The organism is Williamsia sp. M5A3_1d (assembly GCF_053345315.1).
Genome location: NZ_JBKEZX010000004.1, coordinates 630,379 through 650,778, shown reverse-complemented (window position 1 = coordinate 650,778; position 20,400 = coordinate 630,379). Strand labels below are relative to the sequence as shown.

14 protein-coding genes are annotated in these 20,400 nt (G+C 68.9%); 10 read left to right on the top strand and 4 right to left on the bottom strand.

From position 1 onward, the window contains the following. The first annotated feature begins 1 nt into the window (after position 1). The 5 genes from ACLBW1_RS19945 to recD are packed head-to-tail and all read left to right on the top strand — an operon-like array spanning position 2 to position 10,352. A complete protein-coding gene (locus tag ACLBW1_RS19945; RefSeq protein ID WP_447813518.1) occupies positions 2–1,246 on the top strand; it encodes a class I SAM-dependent methyltransferase in 1,245 nt (414 codons plus the stop codon). Positions 1,247–1,303: 57 nt separating this feature from the next. Continuing rightward, entirely contained in the window at positions 1,304–1,762 is a 459-nt protein-coding gene (locus ACLBW1_RS19940; protein ID WP_447813517.1) for an acyl-CoA thioesterase, read from the top strand. A gap of 30 nt (positions 1,763–1,792) precedes the next feature. Beyond that, positions 1,793–5,125, top strand: a complete 3,333-nt coding sequence (gene recC / locus ACLBW1_RS19935) for an exodeoxyribonuclease V subunit gamma (RefSeq protein WP_447813516.1) — start codon at positions 1,793–1,795, stop codon at positions 5,123–5,125. Continuing rightward, positions 5,122–8,487 (top strand): UvrD-helicase domain-containing protein, encoded by a 3,366-nt coding sequence (locus tag ACLBW1_RS19930; protein WP_447813515.1) that lies wholly within the window; start codon positions 5,122–5,124, stop codon positions 8,485–8,487. Before recC ends, ACLBW1_RS19930 begins: the two co-directional genes overlap by 4 nt. Continuing rightward, entirely contained in the window at positions 8,487–10,352 is a 1,866-nt protein-coding gene (gene recD / locus ACLBW1_RS19925; RefSeq protein ID WP_447813514.1) for an exodeoxyribonuclease V subunit alpha, read from the top strand. The genes ACLBW1_RS19930 and recD overlap by 1 nt, the downstream gene beginning before the upstream one ends. Before the next feature lie 67 nt (positions 10,353–10,419). Here recD and ACLBW1_RS19920 read toward each other — a convergent pair whose 3' ends face one another. Genes ACLBW1_RS19920 through ACLBW1_RS19910 form a run of 3 tightly spaced genes read right to left on the bottom strand, consistent with a single transcriptional unit; the run spans position 10,420 to position 13,530 of the window. Continuing rightward, positions 10,420–11,250 (bottom strand): glycosyltransferase, encoded by an 831-nt coding sequence (locus tag ACLBW1_RS19920; RefSeq protein WP_447813513.1) that lies wholly within the window; start codon positions 11,248–11,250, stop codon positions 10,420–10,422. 41 nt (positions 11,251–11,291) lie between these two features. Then, positions 11,292–12,083, bottom strand: a complete 792-nt coding sequence (locus tag ACLBW1_RS19915) for a PIG-L family deacetylase (protein ID WP_447813512.1) — start codon at positions 12,081–12,083, stop codon at positions 11,292–11,294. Positions 12,084–12,123: 40 nt separating this feature from the next. Further along, a complete protein-coding gene (locus tag ACLBW1_RS19910; protein WP_447813511.1) occupies positions 12,124–13,530 on the bottom strand; it encodes a glutamate decarboxylase in 1,407 nt (468 codons plus the stop codon). A 92-nt stretch (positions 13,531–13,622) separates the two neighbouring features. On the opposite strand from ACLBW1_RS19910, the gene htpG reads away from it, so the two are divergent. The 4 genes from htpG to ACLBW1_RS19890 all read left to right on the top strand — a co-directional run bounded on the left by htpG (position 13,623) and on the right by ACLBW1_RS19890 (position 18,740). Then, complete coding sequence (gene htpG, locus ACLBW1_RS19905) at positions 13,623–15,587, top strand: molecular chaperone HtpG (protein WP_447813509.1); 1,965 nt, start codon at positions 13,623–13,625, stop codon at positions 15,585–15,587. A gap of 80 nt (positions 15,588–15,667) precedes the next feature. Continuing rightward, entirely contained in the window at positions 15,668–16,996 is a 1,329-nt protein-coding gene (locus ACLBW1_RS19900; RefSeq protein WP_447813508.1) for an ammonium transporter, read from the top strand. 336 nt (positions 16,997–17,332) lie between these two features. Further along, the gene (locus ACLBW1_RS19895; RefSeq protein WP_447813507.1) at positions 17,333–18,025 is read left to right on the top strand and encodes an MspA family porin; all 693 of its coding nucleotides are present in this window, start codon (positions 17,333–17,335) and stop codon (positions 18,023–18,025) included. A 40-nt stretch (positions 18,026–18,065) separates the two neighbouring features. Beyond that, complete coding sequence (locus ACLBW1_RS19890; RefSeq protein WP_447813506.1) at positions 18,066–18,740, top strand: MspA family porin; 675 nt, start codon at positions 18,066–18,068, stop codon at positions 18,738–18,740. Between the two features lie 80 nt (positions 18,741–18,820). Here the strand turns inward: ACLBW1_RS19890 and ACLBW1_RS19885 are convergent, their stop codons facing one another. After that, on the bottom strand, positions 18,821–19,861 hold the full coding sequence (locus tag ACLBW1_RS19885; RefSeq protein WP_447813505.1) for a YncE family protein: 1,041 nt from the start codon (positions 19,859–19,861) through the stop codon (positions 18,821–18,823). Between the two features lie 88 nt (positions 19,862–19,949). Here ACLBW1_RS19885 and ACLBW1_RS19880 point away from each other — a divergent pair, with 88 nt between their 5' ends. Then, positions 19,950–20,378: a VOC family protein gene (locus ACLBW1_RS19880; RefSeq protein WP_447813504.1), complete on the top strand. Its 429-nt coding sequence runs from the start codon at positions 19,950–19,952 to the stop codon at positions 20,376–20,378. Positions 20,379–20,400 lie beyond the last annotated feature (22 nt).

The following is a 20,400-nucleotide window of genomic DNA, read 5'->3' as shown; positions in this document are numbered from 1 at the left end:
CATGACAGGAGTCGCAGATCCGTTCGCCGTCCGCCGACCCGTGCTGAGCGGGACGTGGTTCAAGACGCCGATCACGAAACGTCTGGTCGACTACGCGATCACCAAGGCGCCGGTCGCGGTGCGCTTCCCCGACGGCACGGTGCGCGGTCACGGTGGCGAGGGCGCCCCCGAACTGGAGATCGTCCGACCCAAGGTGTTCTACGACCGACTGAGCCACAACCCGAAGATCGGGTTGGGCGAGGCGTACATGGCGGGCGACTGGCGTGCGGCCCCTGGTAGCGACCTCGGCGCCGCCCTCACCCCGTTCGCCGAACGACTCACCACGCTCATCCCGGAGCGGCTGTGGAAGATGCGTGCGGTCGTCGACAAGCGGATCCCGGAGAGTCAGCGCAACTCGATCGAGGGGTCCAAACGCAACATCGGATCGCACTACGACCTGAGCAACGAGATGTTCGCGGCGTTCCTCGACCCGACCATGTCCTACAGCTCGGCGATGTTCGACACCACCACCGACTTCGCGACCCAGGATCTCGAGACCGCGCAGTACCGCAAGATCGACTCGATCCTCGACATGGCACATGTGCGGTCGGGGAGTCGTGTGCTGGAGATCGGCAGCGGCTGGGGTGCCCTGGCGATCCGGGCGGCGCAGCGCGGCGCGCACGTCACCACGGTGACCCTGTCGGCCGAACAGCGCGAACTCGCGCTTGGGCGTATCGCCGAGGCCGGCCTGGGCGACCGCATCGACATCCGCCTCCAGGACTATCGCGACGTACGTGGCGAGTTCGACGCCATCGTCAGCGTCGAGATGATCGAGGCGGTGGGCGAGGAGTACTGGCCGACCTACTTCGGGGCGCTCGACTCGCTGCTCGCACCGGGCGGGACCGTGGCCATCCAGGCGATCCTCATGTCGCACGCGCGGATGCTCGCGACGCGACGCTCGTGGGGCTGGATCCAGAAGTACATCTTCCCCGGCGGGCTCATCCCGTCGTTGCAGGCCATCGACGACTCGCTGGCCGAGCACACCTCGCTGGTCCGCTCCGAGCGTCTCGAACTCGGGCAGCACTACGCCGAGACACTCCGGCGGTGGCGCCACCGCTTCAACGAGACCTGGACGGCGGTGTCGCACAGAGGTTTCGACGAGACGTTCCGCCGGATGTGGGAGTACTACCTCGCCTACTGCGAGGCCGGTTTCGCATCCGGATACCTCGAGGTCAGCCAGCTGCAGTTCACGCGTCGGTCCGCCTGAGAGCGGCGCCCGCACGCGCGGGGCGGTCCGTCGGTACCGGTCGATAGCATGACCGGCATGTCTGATCACGTGGTGACGGTCTCGCTGCAGCTCCGCTGGGGCGACATGGATGTGAACAACCACATCAACAACGTCGCCATCGCGCGTCTCTTCGAGGAGTCCCGTGTCCGTGCCGGCATGCGGTTGCTCATCGCATCCGGCGCGCCGCCCTCGGAGGACGGTGAACTGATCGACGGGGGACTCGTGGTGGTCCGGCAGGAGATCGAGTACCTCGCGTCGATCCCCTACAGCGGCGACGACATCACCTCACGGGTCTGGCTGAGCCGCGTGGGTACGTCCTCGTTCGATTTCGGGTGTGTGTTGACCGATCCTGTCGGCGTCGCGTTCGCGCAGGCCGAGACCACCCTGGTGTGTGTCGACCCGTCAGGACGGCCGGTCGGCCTGGGCGAGCCGGTCGCCGCGGCGATGCGCGACCGTGTCGAGCCGCCGGTCGCCCTGCGCAGCCGACGATCGTGACCGTGTGACAGCGCCGAGCCGGGCCCTCCGATGCTGACGGCGCATCGTGCCGAGCGCACCGATGTGTTGGCGGCGGCGCTGGCCGACATCCTGTCCGAACCGCTGGCCGACCCGTTCACGCCGGAGATCGTGGCCGTGCCCGCCAAGGGTGTGGAGCGATGGCTGGCGCAGACCCTTTCAGCGCGTCTGGGCACGTCGTCGGGGCACCGGTCTCCCACCGGCACAGCAGGAGACCCCGACGGCGTCGCCGCGAACATCGATTTCCGGTCGCCGGCCGAACTCACCGAGCGGGTCCTGGCCGCGGTACGGGGGCATCGCCGCCGCGACGACCCGTGGTCGGCCGCCCGGGTGCAGTGGTTGTTGATCGACGTCCTCGACAGCTGCGCCGACGATCCGTCCTGCGCGGTCCTGGCCCGCCACCTCGGTGTGGCGGGGCCGCGTCCGGACCCGTACCGCATCGGTCGGCGATGGTCGACGGCGACCGATCTCGCCCGGCTCTTCGGCACCTACGCCTCCGGGCGGCCCACCATGATCGCCGACTGGGCGGCCGGCGACGAGACCGATGGTCACGGCCGACCACTGCCCGACGACATGCGGTGGCAGGTCGTCGTGTGGCGCGAGCTGCGCGAGCGCATCGGGTCACCGAGCCCGGCCGAACGCCTGCCGTCACTGTGCGAACGCATCACCGACGAGCCCGACGCCCTCGGCCTCCCACCGCGACTGTCGTTGTTCGGCCCCACCCGTCTGACCACCGAACAGATCGGCGTGTTGCGCGCCGTCGCCGCACACCGTGACGTGCACCTGTTCCTCCCGCATCCCAGCGATCGTCTCTGGTCGTCCCCGCCGGAATCGGCCGAGGTGGTCCGACGCCGCGACCTGCCACGATCCGGCGTGTCGAATCCGTTGCTGGCCGGACTCTCCCACGAGATCCGTGAGACGCGTCTGCGCCTCGCCCCGCACCTCGACCGCGATCTGCATCACCCCGACCCGAACGGACCGGGCCCCGGCGCGGACGGCACCACCGCGCCGCGAGCCGGCGTGCTAGCTCGATTGCAACGCGCGATCCGCGACGACACCGCCCCCGCCGACATCCCCGTCGGGCCGTTCGACGACTCGATCTCGGTGCACGCCTGCCACGGTCCGGCACGACAGGTCGAGGTGATGCGCGACGTCCTCGCCAGGATCTTCTGCGAGACACCCGATCTCGAGCCGCGCGACGTCATCGTCATGTGCCCCGACATCGAGGCGTACGCGCCGCTGATCCGGGCCGCCTTCGGCCGCGACGGAAGCGGTCACCCCGCCCACGGTCTTCGCGTGCGGCTCGCCGACCGCAGCATGGCCGCGACGAACACCGTGCTCGACGCCGTGGTCGCCGTGGTGGGGCTCGCCGGGGGCCGCGCGACCTCAGGGGAGATCCTCGATCTCGCGGCGCGCGAACCGGTCCGTACCCGATTCGGCTTCGACGACGACGATCTCGAGACCATCGGGGAGTGGGTCTCCGAGGCCGGCGTGCGCTGGGGAATCGGTCCCGCACAACGGGCGGCCTTCGGCCTCGGTGGGTACGAGCAGAACACGATGTCGGCGGGCCTCGACCGGATCACCCTCGGCGTGGTGGCCGACGAGTCGTCGATCGGGTGGATCCACCGGGCGCTCCCGTTGAGCGGTGTCGACAGCGCCGACATCGATCTCGTGGGTCGCTTCGCCGAGTTCGTCGACCGACTCGACCGATGCCTCACCGCCATGTCGGGTGGTCACACCGTCGAGGAGTGGGGGACGGCGCTGCTCGCGGTGATCGACGACCTCACCGACGTCCGCCGCGCCGACACCTGGCAGCGGGCGCAGGCCGTCGACGTCGTCGCGGCCGCGCTCGAACACGGAGACCCCGCCACCGTGCTCCGTCGGGCCGACGTGGTCGCGTTGCTCGACGACGTCGTCGCCGCACGACCCACGCGCGCCAATTTCCGCACCGGGGAACTCACCGTGTGCACCATGGTCCCGATGCGGGCGGTACCCCATCGCGTGGTGGTCCTCATCGGTCTCGACGACGACACCTATCCGCGGGCCACCCGCGACGACGGCGACGACATCATGCGCCGCGATCCCTGTGTGGGCGAACGTGACCCGCGCAGCGAGGACCGACAACTGTTGCTCGACACCATCATGTCGGCCCGTGAACGCCTGGTGATCTGTTACAGCGGCGCCGACCCGGTCTCCGGACTGCGTAGACCGCCGTCGGTCCCGGTGAGTGAGATCGTCGACGCCGTCGCCGCGATCGTCGGCACCGACGACCCTGCCTCGGTGGTGCACCGCCACCCTCTGCACGCCTTCGATCCGGGCAACTTCGCCGAGCTCGATCCGTTCTCGTTCGATGTGGCGGCCCTCGCGGGCGCGCGCGCCCTCACCCGGCCGCCCGACCACCACCTGGCCTTCGACCGCCGCCCGCTGACCCCTCTCGCGCCCGACGACATCGACGTCGCCGACCTGGTCGCGTTCTTCGATCATCCGGTGCGCGGATTCTGCCGACAGCGACTGGGTTTCGTCGTCCCCGACACCGACGACGTCCCCGCCGACCAGCTCGACGCGGCGCTGGACCCGTTGGACCGCTGGGGGATCGGGGATCGTCTGCTGCGCCGCCGACTCGCCGGGGAGACCATCGACGCGTTACGGGCGACCGAGCTGCGCCGCGGGACGTTGCCACCGTTCGAACTCGGCCAGGTCGCGCTGGCCGGGGTGCTCGACGACGTCGAACGCCTCGCCGTCGCCGCGCAACCGATGCTCGACCGGCCGGTCGAGACCGTCGACATCGACGTCACCCTCGCCGACGGTCGCCGTGTCATCGGCAGTGTCGGCGGCATGCACACCGGCCCGAACGGGTCGACGGTGTTCCGCGCGCACTACTCACGTCTCGGGTCCAAGCACCGGCTGCAGAACTGGATCGCGATGCTCGCCGTCGCCGCATCGCGCCCCGGCGCGGTCGAGGCCGTCGCCATCGGTCGCGCCGGCCGCGGATCGCGACTGTCACGGTCGACGCTGCAGGTACCGACCGACCCGATGCCTGTCCTGCAATCGCTGATCGACCTGCGCGACAAGGGATTGTCGCAACCGCTGCCACTGCCCTCGAGTGCCGCGGCCGTCTACGCCGACCGCCGCTTCGCCGGCAGCGACCACGGCGACGGGATCGAGGCCGCCCGCAGGGACTTCGGCGACAGGTTCGGCGACATCCACGACCGCCACCTGTCGCTGGTGTTCGCCGACGGCTTCGACGAGATCCTCGCGGCCGAGGAGCCCATCGGCTTCGCCATGGCCGCGGCCACCATATGGCGGCCGCTGCTCACCGCCGAGAGAATCGACACCCCGCGATGACACCCCGCCCCCGCACCATCGTCACCGCGACATTCGACGTCACCGCGCCACCGCCGTCGGGGACCACCGTCCTCGAGGCGAGTGCCGGCACCGGGAAGACCTACGCCATCGTGGCGTTGGCCGCGCGACACATCGCCGACGGTGTCGACATCGACCGTCTGCTGCTCGTCACCTTCTCGCGGATGGCCACCGCCGAACTGCGCGAGCGCACCCGCACCCGATTGACCACCCTGGCCGCAGGTCTCGCCGACCCCGGAGCGGCCCGCGACGACGCCCTCGTGCAGGTGCTGGCCGCGGCGGAGTCCGACGTCGTCGCCCTGCGGCGCCGGCGCGTGCTGGCCGCGCTGTCGGATTTCGATGCGTCGACCGTGAGCACCACCCACACCTTCTGCTCCCGCATGCTCGACGCCCTGGGGATCGCCGGGGAACGCGATCACGGCATCACGCTGGTCGAGGAGGTCGACGACCTGGTCACCGAGGTGGCCCGAGATGTCTACATCAAACGGTTCAGCGGTGGACACGCGCCGTTCTCCTTTTCCGACGCCGACGAGATCGCCCGCGCCGGGGTGCGACATCAGCAGGCGACCCTCGTGCCCCGGGACGCCACCGAGAACTCCGCGGCCGCGGCACGGGTCGACTTCGTTGCCACCGTCCGCCGGGAGGTGGCTCGCCGCAAACGGATCATGCGGATCCGCGACTACGACGAACTGCAGTCCCTGCTGCGCGACGTCGTCGCCGACCCCGACCACGGCGCTGCCGCCCGCGCGCGCATACGACAGTTCTTCGACGTGGTGCTCGTCGACGAGTTCCAGGACACCGACCCGGTGCAGTGGGACATCCTGCGCCTGTGTTTCCACGGTTCCGCCGATCTCGTGCTCGTCGGTGACCCGAAACAGTCGATCTATGCGTTCCGTGGAGCGGAGGTGCTCAGCTACCTCGACGCCGCGGTGGTGGCCGACAACCATCAGGTCCTCGGCACCAACTGGCGTAGCGACTCCGGACTCGTCGCCGCGCTCGACCACCTCTACGGGGAGGCGGCACTGGGCCATCCCGACATCGTGGTGCGACCGGTCGACGCCTCGCACACCACCTCGCGGCTCTCGGGTCGCACGCCCCTGCGGCTGCGGTACCTGTCGCGCACCGGACTCGGTCCGCTGGGCGACAACGGGTTCCCGACCGTCGCGGCCGTCCGGGGCGCGGTGATCGACGACGTCGCCGCCGACATCGCGCGGCTGCTGGGTGATCCGCCGGATCTCGACGACACCGACGGCGTGCGTCCGCTGCGACCGTCGGACATCGTCATCCTGCTGCGCACCCGCGCCACGATCGCTCCGATGCAACGCGCGCTCCGCGACGTCGGCGTGGCGTCGGTGGTCGGCGCCGGGTCGAGTGTCTTCGCCACCGACTCGGCACGTGACTGGTTCCACGTGCTCCGCGCCCTGGAACAACCCAGCCGATCCGACCGCGCGGCACTCGCCGCGATCACCCCGCTGCTCGGCCGCACCCCGGCCGACCTCGACACACCCGACGGCGACGCAGCCGCCGACGTGGGGGATCTGCTGGTCGATCTCTCCCAGACCCTCCACCGGGCCGGGTTCGCGGCCATGTTCGACCAACTCGCCGAGCGCACCGATCTCGCCGGTCGCATCCTCTCCGCCGTCGACGGCGAACGGATCATGACCGACCTCGTGCACCTGGCCTCGCTGTGCAACCGCGTTATGGTGGGGGAGTCCCGCGGTGTCACCGGACTGCTCCGCTGGTTCGCCGACCGCCTCGACGACCCCACGGTCGGCGACCAGACCGAGCAGAGCCGTCGACTCGACCGCGATGCCCAGGCGGTGTCGATCATGACCGTCCACGGCAGCAAAGGCCTCGAGTTCCCGGTGGTGTACGTGCCCTTCGGGTGGGATTCGGCGCGCAACCCGTCGCCGTCGACGGTGCATCTGCACGATGCCGACGGGCGGCGCATCCTCGACGTCGGCGGCAAGAACGACCCGGGCTACGACTCGAATGTCCGCGCCGCGCAGACCGAGGACGCCGGCGAGGAACTACGCCTGTTCTACGTGTCGGTGACGCGCGCCCGATCACAGGTGGTGCTGTGGTGGGCGCCGGCCACGACGGCCCGCCGGTCACCCCTGCACCGATTGTTGTTCGCCCGCAACGCCTCCGCGGCGACGACGAACGCGCCCGACCCCGCCGGTTCGGCCACCGTCCCCGCCGACGCGACCGCGGCGACGGCTCTGCAGGAGTGGGGACGATCGATGGGCGAGCTCATCTCGGTGGAACACGTCGACGGCACGTCACCCGCGCCGGTGCCCGTCTCCGACGACTCGCAGCATCGGATCGGACTGCGCGCGGCGACATTCGACGCGGTGATCGACGACGACTGGCGGCGGACCTCCTATTCGGCGCTGGTCGCCGGCCACCACCTCGACGCCGTCGCGCCCGCCGTCGGTGCACCCGTTGCCGACGGCGCCGGTCCGGGCGCAGCGGAGCCGGAGACCACGGGAACGGTCGACGAACCGGATGCGGTGTCGGCCGTCTCGGGCGGCAGGGGTGCGGCGTCGCTGATGAACACGTTGCCCGCGGGCGCGGCGTTCGGCACCGTGGTGCACGCCGTCCTGGAGGAGATCGACACCGATGCAGACGATCTGACCGCGGAGATCGCCGACCGGTGCCGCCACGCGGCCGCGGTGTCCGGACTCGACATGGACGCCGACGTACTCGCCACCGCGATCACCGGTGTGCTCACCACGCCCCTGGGGATCGACCGGCAGGCCGGCACCGGGGCGACCGACGACCTGGTCGGCCTCGGGATGTCGAACAGACTGTCCGAACTCGATTTCGAGTTCCCCCTCGCCGCGACCGGTGGACCGACGGTCGCGGCGATCGCCGACCTCCTCGACGAGCATCTCGCCACCGACGACCCGCTGCGGGCCTACCCCGACCATCTGCGGGACATCGGCGGATCCACCCTGCGGGGCTTCCTCACCGGCAGCATCGATCTCGTGGCCCGGGTCGATGCGGGCTCGGTGCACGAGCGGTACGTGATCGCCGACTACAAGACCAACCGGCTGGGACTGGGGGATCTCGGTGTCGAGGACTACCGGCCCGACGCCATGGCGGAGGAGATGATCCGCTCGCACTACCCGTTGCAGGCCCTGTTGTATTCGGTCGCGCTGCATCGCTATCTGCGCTGGCGGCTCGTTGACTACGACCCACACCGACACCTCGGTCCGGTCTGCTACCTGTTCGTGCGGGCCATGATCGGCCCCGACACCCCGCCCGGGTGCGGGGTGTTCACCTGGCCTCTGCCGCCGGTCGTGGTCACCGAGCTGTCCGATCTGTTGGCGGGCCGCTGATGGGCACCGACGTGCGTATCGCCGCCGCAGCGCAGGGACTGCTGGCCACGTTCAACACCGCCGGTGTCCTCGGTGTCGCCGACGTCCACGTCGCCACCCGACTGGCCGCGATCGCGGCGGTCGAGATCGACCCCGAGGTGCTGTTGGCGACCGCGCTCACGGTGCGGGCGGTGCGGGCCGGATCGGTGTGCATCGACCTCGCTCGCCTACGCGACATCCCGCAGGACTCCGAGGCCCTGATCGGCCGCGAGGCAGTCGATCTCGATACGTTGCCCTGGCCCGACCCGACCACCCTCGTGGAGAAGGTGCGCTCCAGCCCCCTCAACGGCTCCACGCCGGCGGCACCGCTGCAACCGCTGCGGTGTGCGACGACCGACGACGGGGTCGACCTGCTGTACCTCGACCGCTATTTCCGTCAGGAGCAGCGTGTGCGCGATGTGCTGGCCGCTCGCGCGCAGGTCGCGCCGACGGTCGATCTCGCCGCCTTGACCACCCATCTCGACGAGCTGTTCGGTGTCGCGACAACCGATCCCGGCACCGGGATCGACCGCCAGCGGTTGGCCGCGGCCGTCGCGGCGACCCGACCGACCACCGTCCTCGCGGGCGGGCCGGGCACCGGCAAGACCCACACCGCGGCACGAATCATCGCGTTGTTGTCGACGCTGCACGGTCCCGGTATCCGGGTCGGTCTGTGCGCGCCGACCGGACGGGCGGCGGCATCGCTGCGGGAGGCCGTGGTCGCCCAGTCGGCCGAGCTCGACCTGCCCGAGGTGAACGCGGTGACGCTGCACCGGCTGCTGGGCTCCACCCGGCGCGGTGGAGGTCGGTTCCGTCACGACGCCGGGCATCGTCTCCCGCACGACGTCGTGATCGTCGACGAGGCGTCGATGGTGTCACTGACGATGATGTTCCACCTCCTCGACGCACTGCGCCCGCAGACGCGACTCATCCTCATCGGCGACCCCGATCAGCTCGCGTCGGTCGACGCCGGCGCAGTGCTGGCCGACCTCGTGCACCGGCGACACGACACCCCGCTCGACGGGCCGCTGGGCGGCATCGTCGACGCCGTCGCGACCGGCGACGAACCGAACGACGCCGACCGTGCGGCCATCGCCGACGGGGTCATCTCGCTGCGTCGCCGTCGTCGTTTCGGAGCCGACATCGGGCGGCTCGCCGACGCCGTCCGCGACGGTGACGCCGACGCCGCCCTCGAGCTGCTCGCCGCGGGATCGCCCGCGGTCGCGCTGGTGTCGCCCGACGAGCTCGATCCGGTCCGTGACGACGTCGTGGCCTGGGTCGCGGCCATGTCCGACGCCGCGACCGACGGCGACGGCGACGGCGCGCTCGCCGCGCTCGGCGACCACCGTGTCCTGTGCGCGCACCGGCAGGGTCCGGCCGGGGTCGCGGTGTGGACGCGTCTGGTGACCGCGTGGTCGGCGTCCGCGGCGGCGGCCGGACCCGACCGTCTCTGGTATCCCGGTCGTCCGGTGCTGCTCACCGAGACCGACCACCGTGCCCAGCTCTACAACGGCGACACCGGTGTCGTCGTCGCCGAGGCCGACCGGCTGATGGTGGCGTTCGGTCGTGGCGGTCTCACCCGGCTGGTCCACCCGCAACGACTGCGCGGTGTGATGTCGGCGCACGCCATGACCATCCACCGCAGCCAGGGCAGCCAGTACCGGTCGGTGTCGGTGGTGGTGCCGCCTGCGGAATCGGCCCTGCTCACACGTGAGCTGCTCTACACCGCGATCACGCGGGCCACCGACCGCGTGGTCCTCATCGGCACCACGGACGGCCTGCGCGCCGGGATCGAACGGAAGGTGTTGCGGGCCAGCGGTCTTCGGTCTTCACTCAGCGTGCGGTGACGTGAGCGCCGTGCTGTGGCCCGCGCGGGCGTCGAGACAGACGACCCCAGGTCTGTAGGTGGTCGGGTCACCCGGTCGTGTCGGTCTCCGTCGTCGGTCTCACGGAGCTCTCGGCGGAGAGGTCACCGGAGCCGTCGTCGGGCCGCGGTACCTGTCCGACGTCGGCGCCACGATAATCCTCGTACGCCGTGACCAACTCGCTCAGCCCGACCGCCTCGTACTTCTCGATCTCGCGGTCGAGGTGCCCGTACTGCGCCGCGTAATACGGACCCGCTGCGTGAAGGCAGACATGGTCGCGGATGACGCCGTGCTTCTTTCGGAGGTATCTGGCGAACATGTTCGACAACATGCCGTCCTCGCCGCTCGCCATCGACAATCTGCGCCGCCTGATCAGCGGCGCGAGCAGAGTGTAGTGGCGCCTCCGGAAGCAGGCGCACCATCCGCCGGCCGGTCCGCGTTCCACGGTCAGGTCGCCTCGGACGTCCGGTGAATACGCGTCCGCCGGCGGTTTCGCGCCGTTGGTGTACTCGTTCTGCACGACGTTCAGGCAGAGGAAGCCGTAATCGTCGAAGACGGACATGTAGCGGTCGAAGATCACGTCGAGATGTCGAGGGAAGTCGAGAACGTCGTCATCGACCACGACGATGTATTTTCCGCTCGCCGCCGTGAAGAGACGGTGGTACGCCTGCAGTCCCTCGTTCTCCGCCAAGGTGATGATCCGTAGATTCTGTTGCCCGGCGTACCGGGCCAGGACGGCCTTGGTGGCGTCATCCGAGCCGTTGTCGAGGACCAGGATCTCGCACCGTTGTCGGTCGGCGATGCTCGACAGCAGGCTCGACAGGCTCGCGTCCAGGAACCGCGGACGATTCCAGGTCAACATGATGAAGCTGAACTCCATGCGCGCAGGGTACCCACCACCGAGCCGTGACGCCGCCGGGATCATCGTGGGTTCGACAGGTGTCCCGGGTCGGCCTCGAGGTCATACCCACCGGGCACGAGGTCTCGCCGGAGGAACCACTCGGTGCCCAGCAGCGCGGTGCGCTGCTCCACGTCGAGGCCGACGAGCACCTTCAACGCCGTGCTGCGCTCGACCTCCGACGCGTGGGCGTTGATCGCCTCCCACTTGCGGTCGAGCCACGGCGTGACGTCGATGCGGGTGTCGATCAGGTGATCGGGGGTACCCGGCGCGGCCACGTCGTCGGTGGCCGGCGCGGCGCCGTTCACACGCAACCCGATCGCCTTCATCAGCGCCGACGGGACGGTCGAGAGATACAGCGACGACACCTGCCACGGAGCGCCGAGTTCGGGGTGGACCGGCCCGCAGGCGGCGGCCTCGACCGCGGCGACAGCGAGTCGATGTGCGTGGATGTGGTCGGGATGGCCGTAGATGCCGAACGCGTCGTAGGTGACGACGACCTGGGGTCGGCGGCTGCGGATCTCGGCGACGATCTGCGCGACCGCCTCGTCGAACGAGCAGTCGCACAGCCGCGCCCGCCCGGGCGCGGAGTCGGGGAACTTGTCGTCGGCCCACCCCAGCATCACCGGTTCTGCCGCGCCGAGTGCGTGCAGAGCCGTCACCAACTCGGTGTGCCGGTGTGTCCCCGGTGACCACGTGCAGGTGATCACCGATGTCGGCGCCCCTGCGGCGATGGACCGGGCGATGATGCCGCCGGTCCACAGCGACTCGTCGTCGGGGTGGGCGTGGACGAACATGACGCTGGGATACGGCACGGGCCTCCTACCGCCGTCGACGTTGCCCACGCCAGCGTAGTCAGTGCGCGAAATGCTTCCGTTGGGGCAGCTCGCCTGTGTCGCGCACCCGGGCGAGTCCGGCGACGGCGGTGCGCAGGTTGTCGGCGAGGTGACGCGCCATGTCGGCCGAGAACCCCTCTCGCACAACAATCCTCAACACGGCGACGTCGGTGGCGTTGTCGGGCATCGTGTACGCGGGTACCTGCCAGCCGAACGCGGCGAGGGCCCGGGACACGTCGAACACGGTGAAGCCGTGGTCGCCGGCCATCTCGAACGCGACCACCGGTATCGCACTGCCGTCGGTCACGACAGAGAACTCGTCCATCGCGTCGATCTCCTGGGCGAGCCACTGCGCGGTCTCCGACAGACACGCCATGATCGACCGATAGCCGGCGAACCCGAGGCGCAGGAAGTTGTAGTACTGGCCGATGACCTGATTGCCCGGACGGGAGAAGTTGAGCGTGAACGTGGGCATGTCGCCACCGAGGTAGTTCACGTGGAACACCAGGTCGGAGGGTAGATCCTCCGGCGTCCGCCAGACGGCGAACCCGATGCCGGGGTAGGTGAGTCCGTATTTGTGACCGCTGGCGTTGATCGACTTCACGCGGGGTAGGCGGAAGTCCCACTCGAGGTCGGGGTCGAGGAAGGGGACCACGAACCCGCCGCTGGCCGCGTCGACGTGCACCGGCACGTCGGGCCCGCCCGTGGCGGCGAGCGCGTCGAGCGCAGCGACGATCTCGGCCACCGGCTCGAGCTCGCCGGTGAACGTGGTGCCGAGGATCGCGACGACGCCGATCGTGTTCTCGTCGACCGCCTCGGCGACCTGGTCGGGGGTGATCACGTATCGACCGCGCTCGACCGGCAGGTATCTCGCCTCGACGTCGAAGTAGCGGCAGAACTTCTCCCACACCACCTGCACGTTCGAACCCAGGACGAGGTTGGGGGTGCCGCCGCCGGCGCCACGGGCGCGCCACCGCCATTTGAGCGCGAGTCCGGCGAGCATCACCGCCTCGCTCGATCCGATGGTGCTCACGCCGACGGCACTCGACGGGTCGCCCGGGTCGAGATCGGGGGCGTTGAACAGGTCGGCGACCATCGACACGCACCGTGACTCGATGGCCGACGTCGCCGGGTACTCGTCCTTGTCGATCATGTTCTTGTCGAACGTCTCGGCCATCAGTCGCTCGGCCTGCGGGTCCATCCAGGTGGTGACGAAGGTGGCCAGGTTCATCCGCGACGCCCCGTCGAACATCATCTCGTCGTGGATGAAGCGATAGGCGGCGTCGGGGTCCATCGACTCCTCGGGCATCCGCAGGGCCGGTACCCGCTGCATCGACAGGCGTCCGGTGTAGGCGGGGGCGAGGTGGGTGTCGACGGGTGTTCCCGCTGCGGGGTGGCGGTGTGACGGTTCGGTGGTGTCAGCCATGAGTCCGGCTTACACCACGCGCGCAGGGCATCCGGGTCGTTCCAGGTCGATCCGAACCAATCGCTGAAATCCCCCTCGCTAAAATCACCGCCATGAGCACACCTGTCGAAGAACGCGAATTCCAGGCCGAGACCCGCCAGCTGCTCGACCTGATGGTCCACTCCGTCTACTCCAACAAGGACAGCTTCCTGCGCGAGCTGGTGTCGAACGCCTCCGACGCCCTCGACAAGCTGCGCCTGCAGGCTTTCCAGGACAAAGACCTCCAGGTCGACACCTCCGATCTGCACATCACCATCGAGCGCGACACGCAGGCGCGCACCCTCACCATCCGAGACAACGGCATCGGCATGTCGCGCGACGACGTCGTCGGACTGATCGGCACGCTCGCGCGGTCGGGGACGGCGGAGCTGCGCAAGAAACTCGCCGAGGCGCAGGACTCGGCGGCGTCGGCCGACCTCATCGGCCAGTTCGGCATCGGCTTCTACTCGACGTTCATGGTCGCCGACACCGTCACGCTGCTGACCCGCAAGGCAGGGGAGTCGGAGGGTACGCGCTGGCGCTCCTCGGGCGAGGGGACCTACACCATCGAGACCGTCGCCGACGCCCCGCAGGGTACGTCGGTCGTCCTCGAGCTCAAGCCCGCCGACACCGACGACCACCTCTACGACTACACCTCGGAGTCGAAGATCCGAGAGCTCGTCAAGCGGTACTCCGACTTCATCGCCTGGCCGATCCGGATGGATGTCGAGCGGACCGAGAAGGTCGAACCCGAGGGTGAGGACGACACCGCCGAACCCACCGAGCGGACCGTCGTCTCCACCGAGACGCTCAACTCGATGAAGGCGCTGTGGGCGCGGTCGAAGGACGAGGTGACCGAGGAGGAGTACACCGAGTTCTACCGGCACGTGAGCCACGGCTGGGACGAGCCGCTGGAGACCATCTCCCTCAAGGCCGAGGGCACCTTCGAATACCAGGCCCTGCTGTTCATCCCGTCGCAGGCGCCCTTCGACCTGTTCATGCGCGAGCGTTCCGGGGGCATCTCGCTGTACGTCAAGCGAGTGTTCATCATGGACGACTGCGAAGAGCTGATGCCGGAGTACCTGCGGTTCGTCAAGGGTGTAGTCGACGCGGCGGACCTGTCGCTGAACGTCTCCCGCGAGATCCTGCAACAGGACCGGCAGATCCGGGCGATCCGTCGTCGACTCACCAAGAAGGTCCTCTCGACGATCTCCGACATCAAGTCCTCGCGTCCCGACGACTACGACACCCTGTGGGCGGAGTTCGGTCGCGCACTCAAGGAGGGTCTGCTCTCCGATCAGGACAATCGCGATGCGCTGCTAGACATCTCGTCGTTCGCCTCGACGAACGATCCCGAGAAGCTCACCAGCCTCTCCGATTACGTCTCGCGGATGAAGCCCGGGCAGTCGGAGATCTACTACATCACCGGCGAGACCCGTCAGGCCATGGAGAACTCTCCGCACATGGAGGCCTTCCGCGCCAAGGGCGTCGAGGTGCTCCTCCTCGGCGATCCGGTCGACGAGATGTGGGTCGGCTCGGTTCCCGAGTTCGACGGCAAGCCGCTGCGGTCGATCGCCAAGGGCGAGGTCGATCTCGACGACGACGAGGGGAAGTCCGAGGACGAGAAGAAGGAGGCCGAGGCGGAGAAGGCCGAACGCGACAAGGCGTTCGCCGACCTGACGGCCTGGCTGACGACGACGCTCGACGAGAACGTCAAGGAGACGCGGCTGTCGACGCGACTGACCGATTCGCCGGCCTGCCTGGTCGGCGACACCTTCAGCTTCTCGCCGCAGATGGAGAAGCTCTACCGGGCTTCGGGTCAGATCCTGCCGCCCAGCAAGCGCATCCTCGAGCTCAATCCCGACCACCCACTCGTGGTCGCGCTGCGTGAAGCGCGGGAGGAGAAGGGCGACGATCAGTCCCTCGTCGACACCGCGCACCTGCTGTACGGGATGGCGGTCATCGCCGAGGGCAGCGAACTGACCGATCCCGCGCGATTCGCGAAGCTGCTCGCCGAACGGTTGGCCCAGACGGTGTGACGGCGGGGTGACGGCGCGCTGCTAACTTTGCTCTCGCCCCGAATCGAGTCGTCGAGGGTCGAGTAGCAGAGGAGCTCCACGTGTCGTACCCGATCGTCGGTACCCCGGACGCGGCCAACACCGCGTGGGTCATGGTCAGTGCGGCCCTCGTGCTGGTGATGACCCCCGCGCTGGCGTTCTTCTACGGCGGCATGGTGCGCGCGAAGAGCGTGCTCAACATGATGATGATGTGCATGTCGGCCGTCGGGGTCGTCTGGGTGCTGTGGCTGCTGTTCGGATACTCGATGGCCTTCGGAGACGACATCGGCGGCGTCATAGGCGATCCCACCCAGTTCGCCGGACTGGACGGACTGTTCGGCGGCGACTACTCGGCCGGCGACCCGGCCGGGGCATCGATCCCACTCGTGGGAACCGTTCCCGCGCTGGTGTTCGTGATGTTCCAGGCCGGCTTCGCGATGGTCACCGTCGCACTGATCGCCGGCGCCGTGGCCGACCGCATGAAGTTCATGTCATGGCTGGCCTTCGCCGCACTCTGGGCCACGCTGGTCTATTTCCCGGTCGCGCACTGGGTGTTCGCGATCGACGGCCTGGCCGCGGACTCAGGCGGCTGGATCGCGAATCGGCTGGGCGCGATCGACTTCGCCGGTGGCACCGCGGTAGAGGTGAACTCGGGCGCGTCGGCACTGGTGCTCGCGCTCATCGTCGGCAAACGGCGGGGATGGCCGCGCGACCCGATGCGGCCGCACAATCTGCCCGCGGTCATGCTCGGAGCGGGACTGCTGTGGTTGGGCTGGTTCGGATTCAACGCCGGTTCGGCGCTGGCCGCCGACGGGACCGCAGCAATGGCCCTGGTGAACACCCTCGGGGCGGGTGCGGTCTCGCTGCTGAGCTGGTTGGTCGTCGAACGCATCCGACACGGCAAGCCGACCTCGTTCGGCGCCGCATCCGGCGTCGTCGCCGGACTGGTCGCGATCACCCCGTCGTGCGCGTCGGTGACACCCATCGGCGCCATCGCGATCGGCGTCGTCGCCGGTGCGGTCAGCTCGCTGGCGATCGAGCTCAAATATCGGCTCGGATACGACGATTCGCTCGATGTCGTCGGCGTCCACCTCGTCGCCGGCATCGTGGGCACCGTGATGATCGGACTCGTCGCCAGCAGTTCTGCCCCGGCCGGTGTCGATGGTCTGTTCTACGGTGGCGGCGTCGATCAGCTGTGGCGTCAGGTGGTCGCGGTCCTCGCGGTCGGCGCCTACGCGATGGTCGTCACCGCCCTCATCGGACTCGGCCTGAGGGCCACCATCGGTGTGCGGGCCGAACCGCAGGACGAACTCGACGGCATCGACGACGCCGAACACGCGGAGACCGCGTACGACCTCGCGGCGTCGCGCGGCGGTCGCCTCGACATCTAGACGCCCGTTCTGGCGTCCACTCCGACAACCGCTCCCGTCGGTTGTGACCGTTCCCAGCCAACGATGCGTGAACGTGCGTGGGCTGTTGCGTAGCCGAAACCTTTAGCAACACTTGAGATTACGGTTTGACCGTTTCTGTGACGTCGTCACTTGGGCATTCACGCCCACGGCGCAGTCATGTCATCGAAACGCGGGGGCGTGTTCACCCGATGTTCGCCTGACTCGATGAGGCTTCTCGCCGATGGACGTCACCACTCTCGGTGTCGTCAATCCAGTCATGTCAGACGCAGACGCCCCGGGAGTTCTCGGGGTCCTGATCGCCCGAAAGAGGAACAGATGAGCAAGAACTCCACCGCATTGCGGCGAGCTGCATCGCTGGGGACGATGGCCGTGGTCGGTGCCACCGCCGTCGGCCTCATGTCGCAGGGCGCCGCGAGCGCCGACACCTTCCAGAAGCTCCCCAACGGTGCGGCCCGTGGCGACAACCTGCTGATCACCCGCAGCGGTGAGTCGGTCCAGGTCTCGCCGTCGCTGGCGGCCAACGGCGCCGGCCGCAACGCCTGGGTCTCCGCCGACATCACCCTGTACGCCCCGAAGCTCAAGGCCAAGAAGGCCGGACCCAACCGCGGCCCCGCGGGCGAGACCACGCTTCCCGGCACGAACGGCGTCGAGACCAACGGCGCCTCGGCGACCCTCTCGGCCGGCTACATCGTCGGTTGCCAGGTCGGCATCGGCAGCCTCACCCTCGGTGGCGGTGCCAACCTCGGTGGCATCGGTGGCGCTGCCCCGACCCTGGGCCTCAACGGCTCGTTCGCGCTCCCGCTGGTCCCCGGACAGGTGCAGTTCGTGCTGCTCAACTACAAGAACATCGAGAAGGCGGGCACCTACTACCTCTCCTACGACCGCGCGCAGCTGCAGGTCCAGGGCTGCGGCGGCTACGCCCAGGCCCGTTCGTACTCCGTGGTCGAGACCACCGGTGACGACCACCAGAAGGTGACCCTGTACGGCAAGCCCTTCTCCATCGGCTGATCTGACCCCCATGACACGCTCACAGACACAAAGGGATTCGATGAACACCACCACCAAGTCTTCTCGGCGGGCGGCCGGCATCGCCGGTACCGGCGCCGCCATCGCGGTCGCGGCCGCGTTGCTCTCCCAGGGCACCGCCAACGCGGACGTCTTCATCAAGCTGCCGTCGCAGACCGACGTGCAGACGCTGCCCGACGGCACCAAGGTCACCATCGTGCGCACCAACGAGCGTGCGGTCGTCGCCCCGTCGCTCGGCGGCACGCCGTTGCACCGCGCCGCACAGGTGTCGGCGAAGTACACGGTCACCACCAGCAAGAAGGCGAAGATCCGTATCGCCGCGGGCTACATCGTCGGCTGCCAGGTCTCCATCACCGGCGCGAACAGCGGCACCACCGGCACGTCGTCGCAGAACACCGTGACCAGCGCCGCAACGCAGGGCGCCGGCGCGACCCAGACCCTGAGCCTCGGCCCGGGCCAGGCCGCGGTGTACTACGTCAACAACGTCGAGAAGGCCGACGACTTCGGCAGCCAGCAGCAGACGCAGAACGTCGACTACGAGACCACGAAGGCCTCGAACAGCTACACCAACGAGCAGCTGCAGCTCACCGGTTGCGGCGGCTACGCGCAGGCGCGTTCCTACGCCCAGATCCGCATCCGCACGTCGAACGTCGACAAGCAGATCTCCACCTACGGACGGCCGTTCAGCATCGGCTGATCTGCTCCCATCGCAGTCTGACAGCGACACCCCCGCACCGGTATCCGGCGACGGGGGTGTCGTGGTCTGTGAACCGTGTGTCAGCGGGGGAGGAGGTCGGCGGGGATCAGTTGTAGAGAACTCGCGGCTCCCGGCGCGCTGCCGGTGACCGCGACGACGCCGGTGACCGGGTCCATCGCCACGGAATTGGGCTGCTGGACAGTCGGTACGTCGCCGCGAATGCGGGGTCTCGCCGGATCGGACATGTCGACGAGGCGCAGGGTGTTCGTCGAACCGAGGGTGACCAACAGCGTCTTGGTCCGGTCGTCGTAGCTCAGTCCGTAGGGCTTGCCCGGTGCGTCGATTCGGGCGACGTCGACCACCTGCGGGGTGATCCGTTCGACGAGAACAGCGCCGCCGTCGGTGTCGGCGAAGGCGACGAGTCCTCCGCCGAGCGCGTGCGCGTGCGTCAGACGGGTCCCGATCTTCTTCTGGGCGACCTCGGTCATCGTGGTCCCGTCGTAGACGAAGACGCCGTTGCCCTGGACGTCGGCCATCGCCGCGTAGCGCCCGACGGCCGCGACACCGCCGGGCTGCGGGGGACCGGCGGGGAGCGACTTCACCACCTTGCCGTCACGCAGGAACAGTGCGCCGCCGCCGTGCTCGTTGGTACCCACGAGGGTGCCGTCGGAGGTGCGGACCGCATCGTGGGGCAGGTCGCCGACACCGGTGGCGATCGGACCGAAGGTGCCGTCGAACGACATCTCGGTCACCGTGTTGCTCGTCTCGAGCGGCACGATGACCGGCCCGTCGGGCCCGGCGAGCTCCAGATGTCGTGGTGCACCGCGTGTCTCGACGGTGCGGATCACGCGCCCCGCGCGGACGTCGACCAGTGTCAGTCCGTCGGGTCGTCGCACGCCCACCGCAGCGATCCCCGAGGTGCCGATGACGACGCCCTCGGGCTCGTTGCCGACCTCCACGGTGGTGCCGATCGGCGGTGTCGTCGGAGCGGGTGCCACGGCGGGTTCGGCGGCCTGCGGGGTGCTCGACGGCGCAGCCCGATCAGTCGGCGTGTCCGATCCGCACGCGGCGATCAGGACAACGGAAACGGCTGCAGTGGCGGCTAGTACGACGGACCTCATCGGTTCAGTGTGCACGCGTAGTGTCGACAACGCGGCAGATGCACACACGGCAACGCGTTGATCTCGTCGCAGAAGAAGGGGAATCAGCATGACCATCGCGGCAACCGACTACAACCACGTACGGCTGACCGTCCGCGACATCGCCGTGTCGCGAAAGTTCTACGACGACGTCTTCGGCTTCGACGTCGCCTTCGAGGTTCCCGACGGAGCCGACGAGCAGACCCTCGAGCAGCTGTCGTTCCTGTTCGGCGGCGTGATCTACCAGTTCGGCGGTGGTCTGTTGGGGCTGCGGCCCGTGGCACCCGGCGACGACTCGTTCACCGAGGACCGCTCCGGACTCGACCACCTGAGCTTCTCGGTGGCATCGTTCTCGGACCTGAAAGACGCGAGCGCCCACCTCGACTCGCTGGGCATCGCCCACGAACCGATCAAGGATCTCGGCGATGCCGGTATCGCGATCCTCGAGTTCCGCGACCCCGACAACATCGCTCTCGAGGTCTCGTCCCCGAATCCGTAGTCGCGAATCCCGGTGGCGCAAC

Excerpts from the sequence above, each read along its gene's own strand:
- ACLBW1_RS19880 (WP_447813504.1), top strand. The coding sequence starts at position 19,950 with ATGACCATCGCGGCAACCGACTACAACCACGTACGGCTGACCGTCCGC.
- ACLBW1_RS19895 (WP_447813507.1), top strand. The coding sequence starts at position 17,333 with ATGAGCAAGAACTCCACCGCATTGCGGCGAGCTGCATCGCTGGGGACG.
- recC (WP_447813516.1), top strand. The coding sequence starts at position 1,793 with ATGCTGACGGCGCATCGTGCCGAGCGCACCGATGTGTTGGCGGCGGCG.
- ACLBW1_RS19885 (WP_447813505.1), bottom strand. The coding sequence starts at position 19,861 with ATGAGGTCCGTCGTACTAGCCGCCACTGCAGCCGTTTCCGTTGTCCTG.
- ACLBW1_RS19940 (WP_447813517.1), top strand. The coding sequence starts at position 1,304 with ATGTCTGATCACGTGGTGACGGTCTCGCTGCAGCTCCGCTGGGGCGAC.
- ACLBW1_RS19920 (WP_447813513.1), bottom strand. The coding sequence starts at position 11,250 with ATGGAGTTCAGCTTCATCATGTTGACCTGGAATCGTCCGCGGTTCCTG.
- ACLBW1_RS19945 (WP_447813518.1), top strand. The coding sequence starts at position 2 with ATGACAGGAGTCGCAGATCCGTTCGCCGTCCGCCGACCCGTGCTGAGC.
- recD (WP_447813514.1), top strand. The coding sequence starts at position 8,487 with ATGGGCACCGACGTGCGTATCGCCGCCGCAGCGCAGGGACTGCTGGCC.
- ACLBW1_RS19930 (WP_447813515.1), top strand. The coding sequence starts at position 5,122 with ATGACACCCCGCCCCCGCACCATCGTCACCGCGACATTCGACGTCACC.
- ACLBW1_RS19910 (WP_447813511.1), bottom strand. The coding sequence starts at position 13,530 with ATGGCTGACACCACCGAACCGTCACACCGCCACCCCGCAGCGGGAACA.
- ACLBW1_RS19890 (WP_447813506.1), top strand. The coding sequence starts at position 18,066 with ATGAACACCACCACCAAGTCTTCTCGGCGGGCGGCCGGCATCGCCGGT.
- htpG (WP_447813509.1), top strand. The coding sequence starts at position 13,623 with ATGAGCACACCTGTCGAAGAACGCGAATTCCAGGCCGAGACCCGCCAG.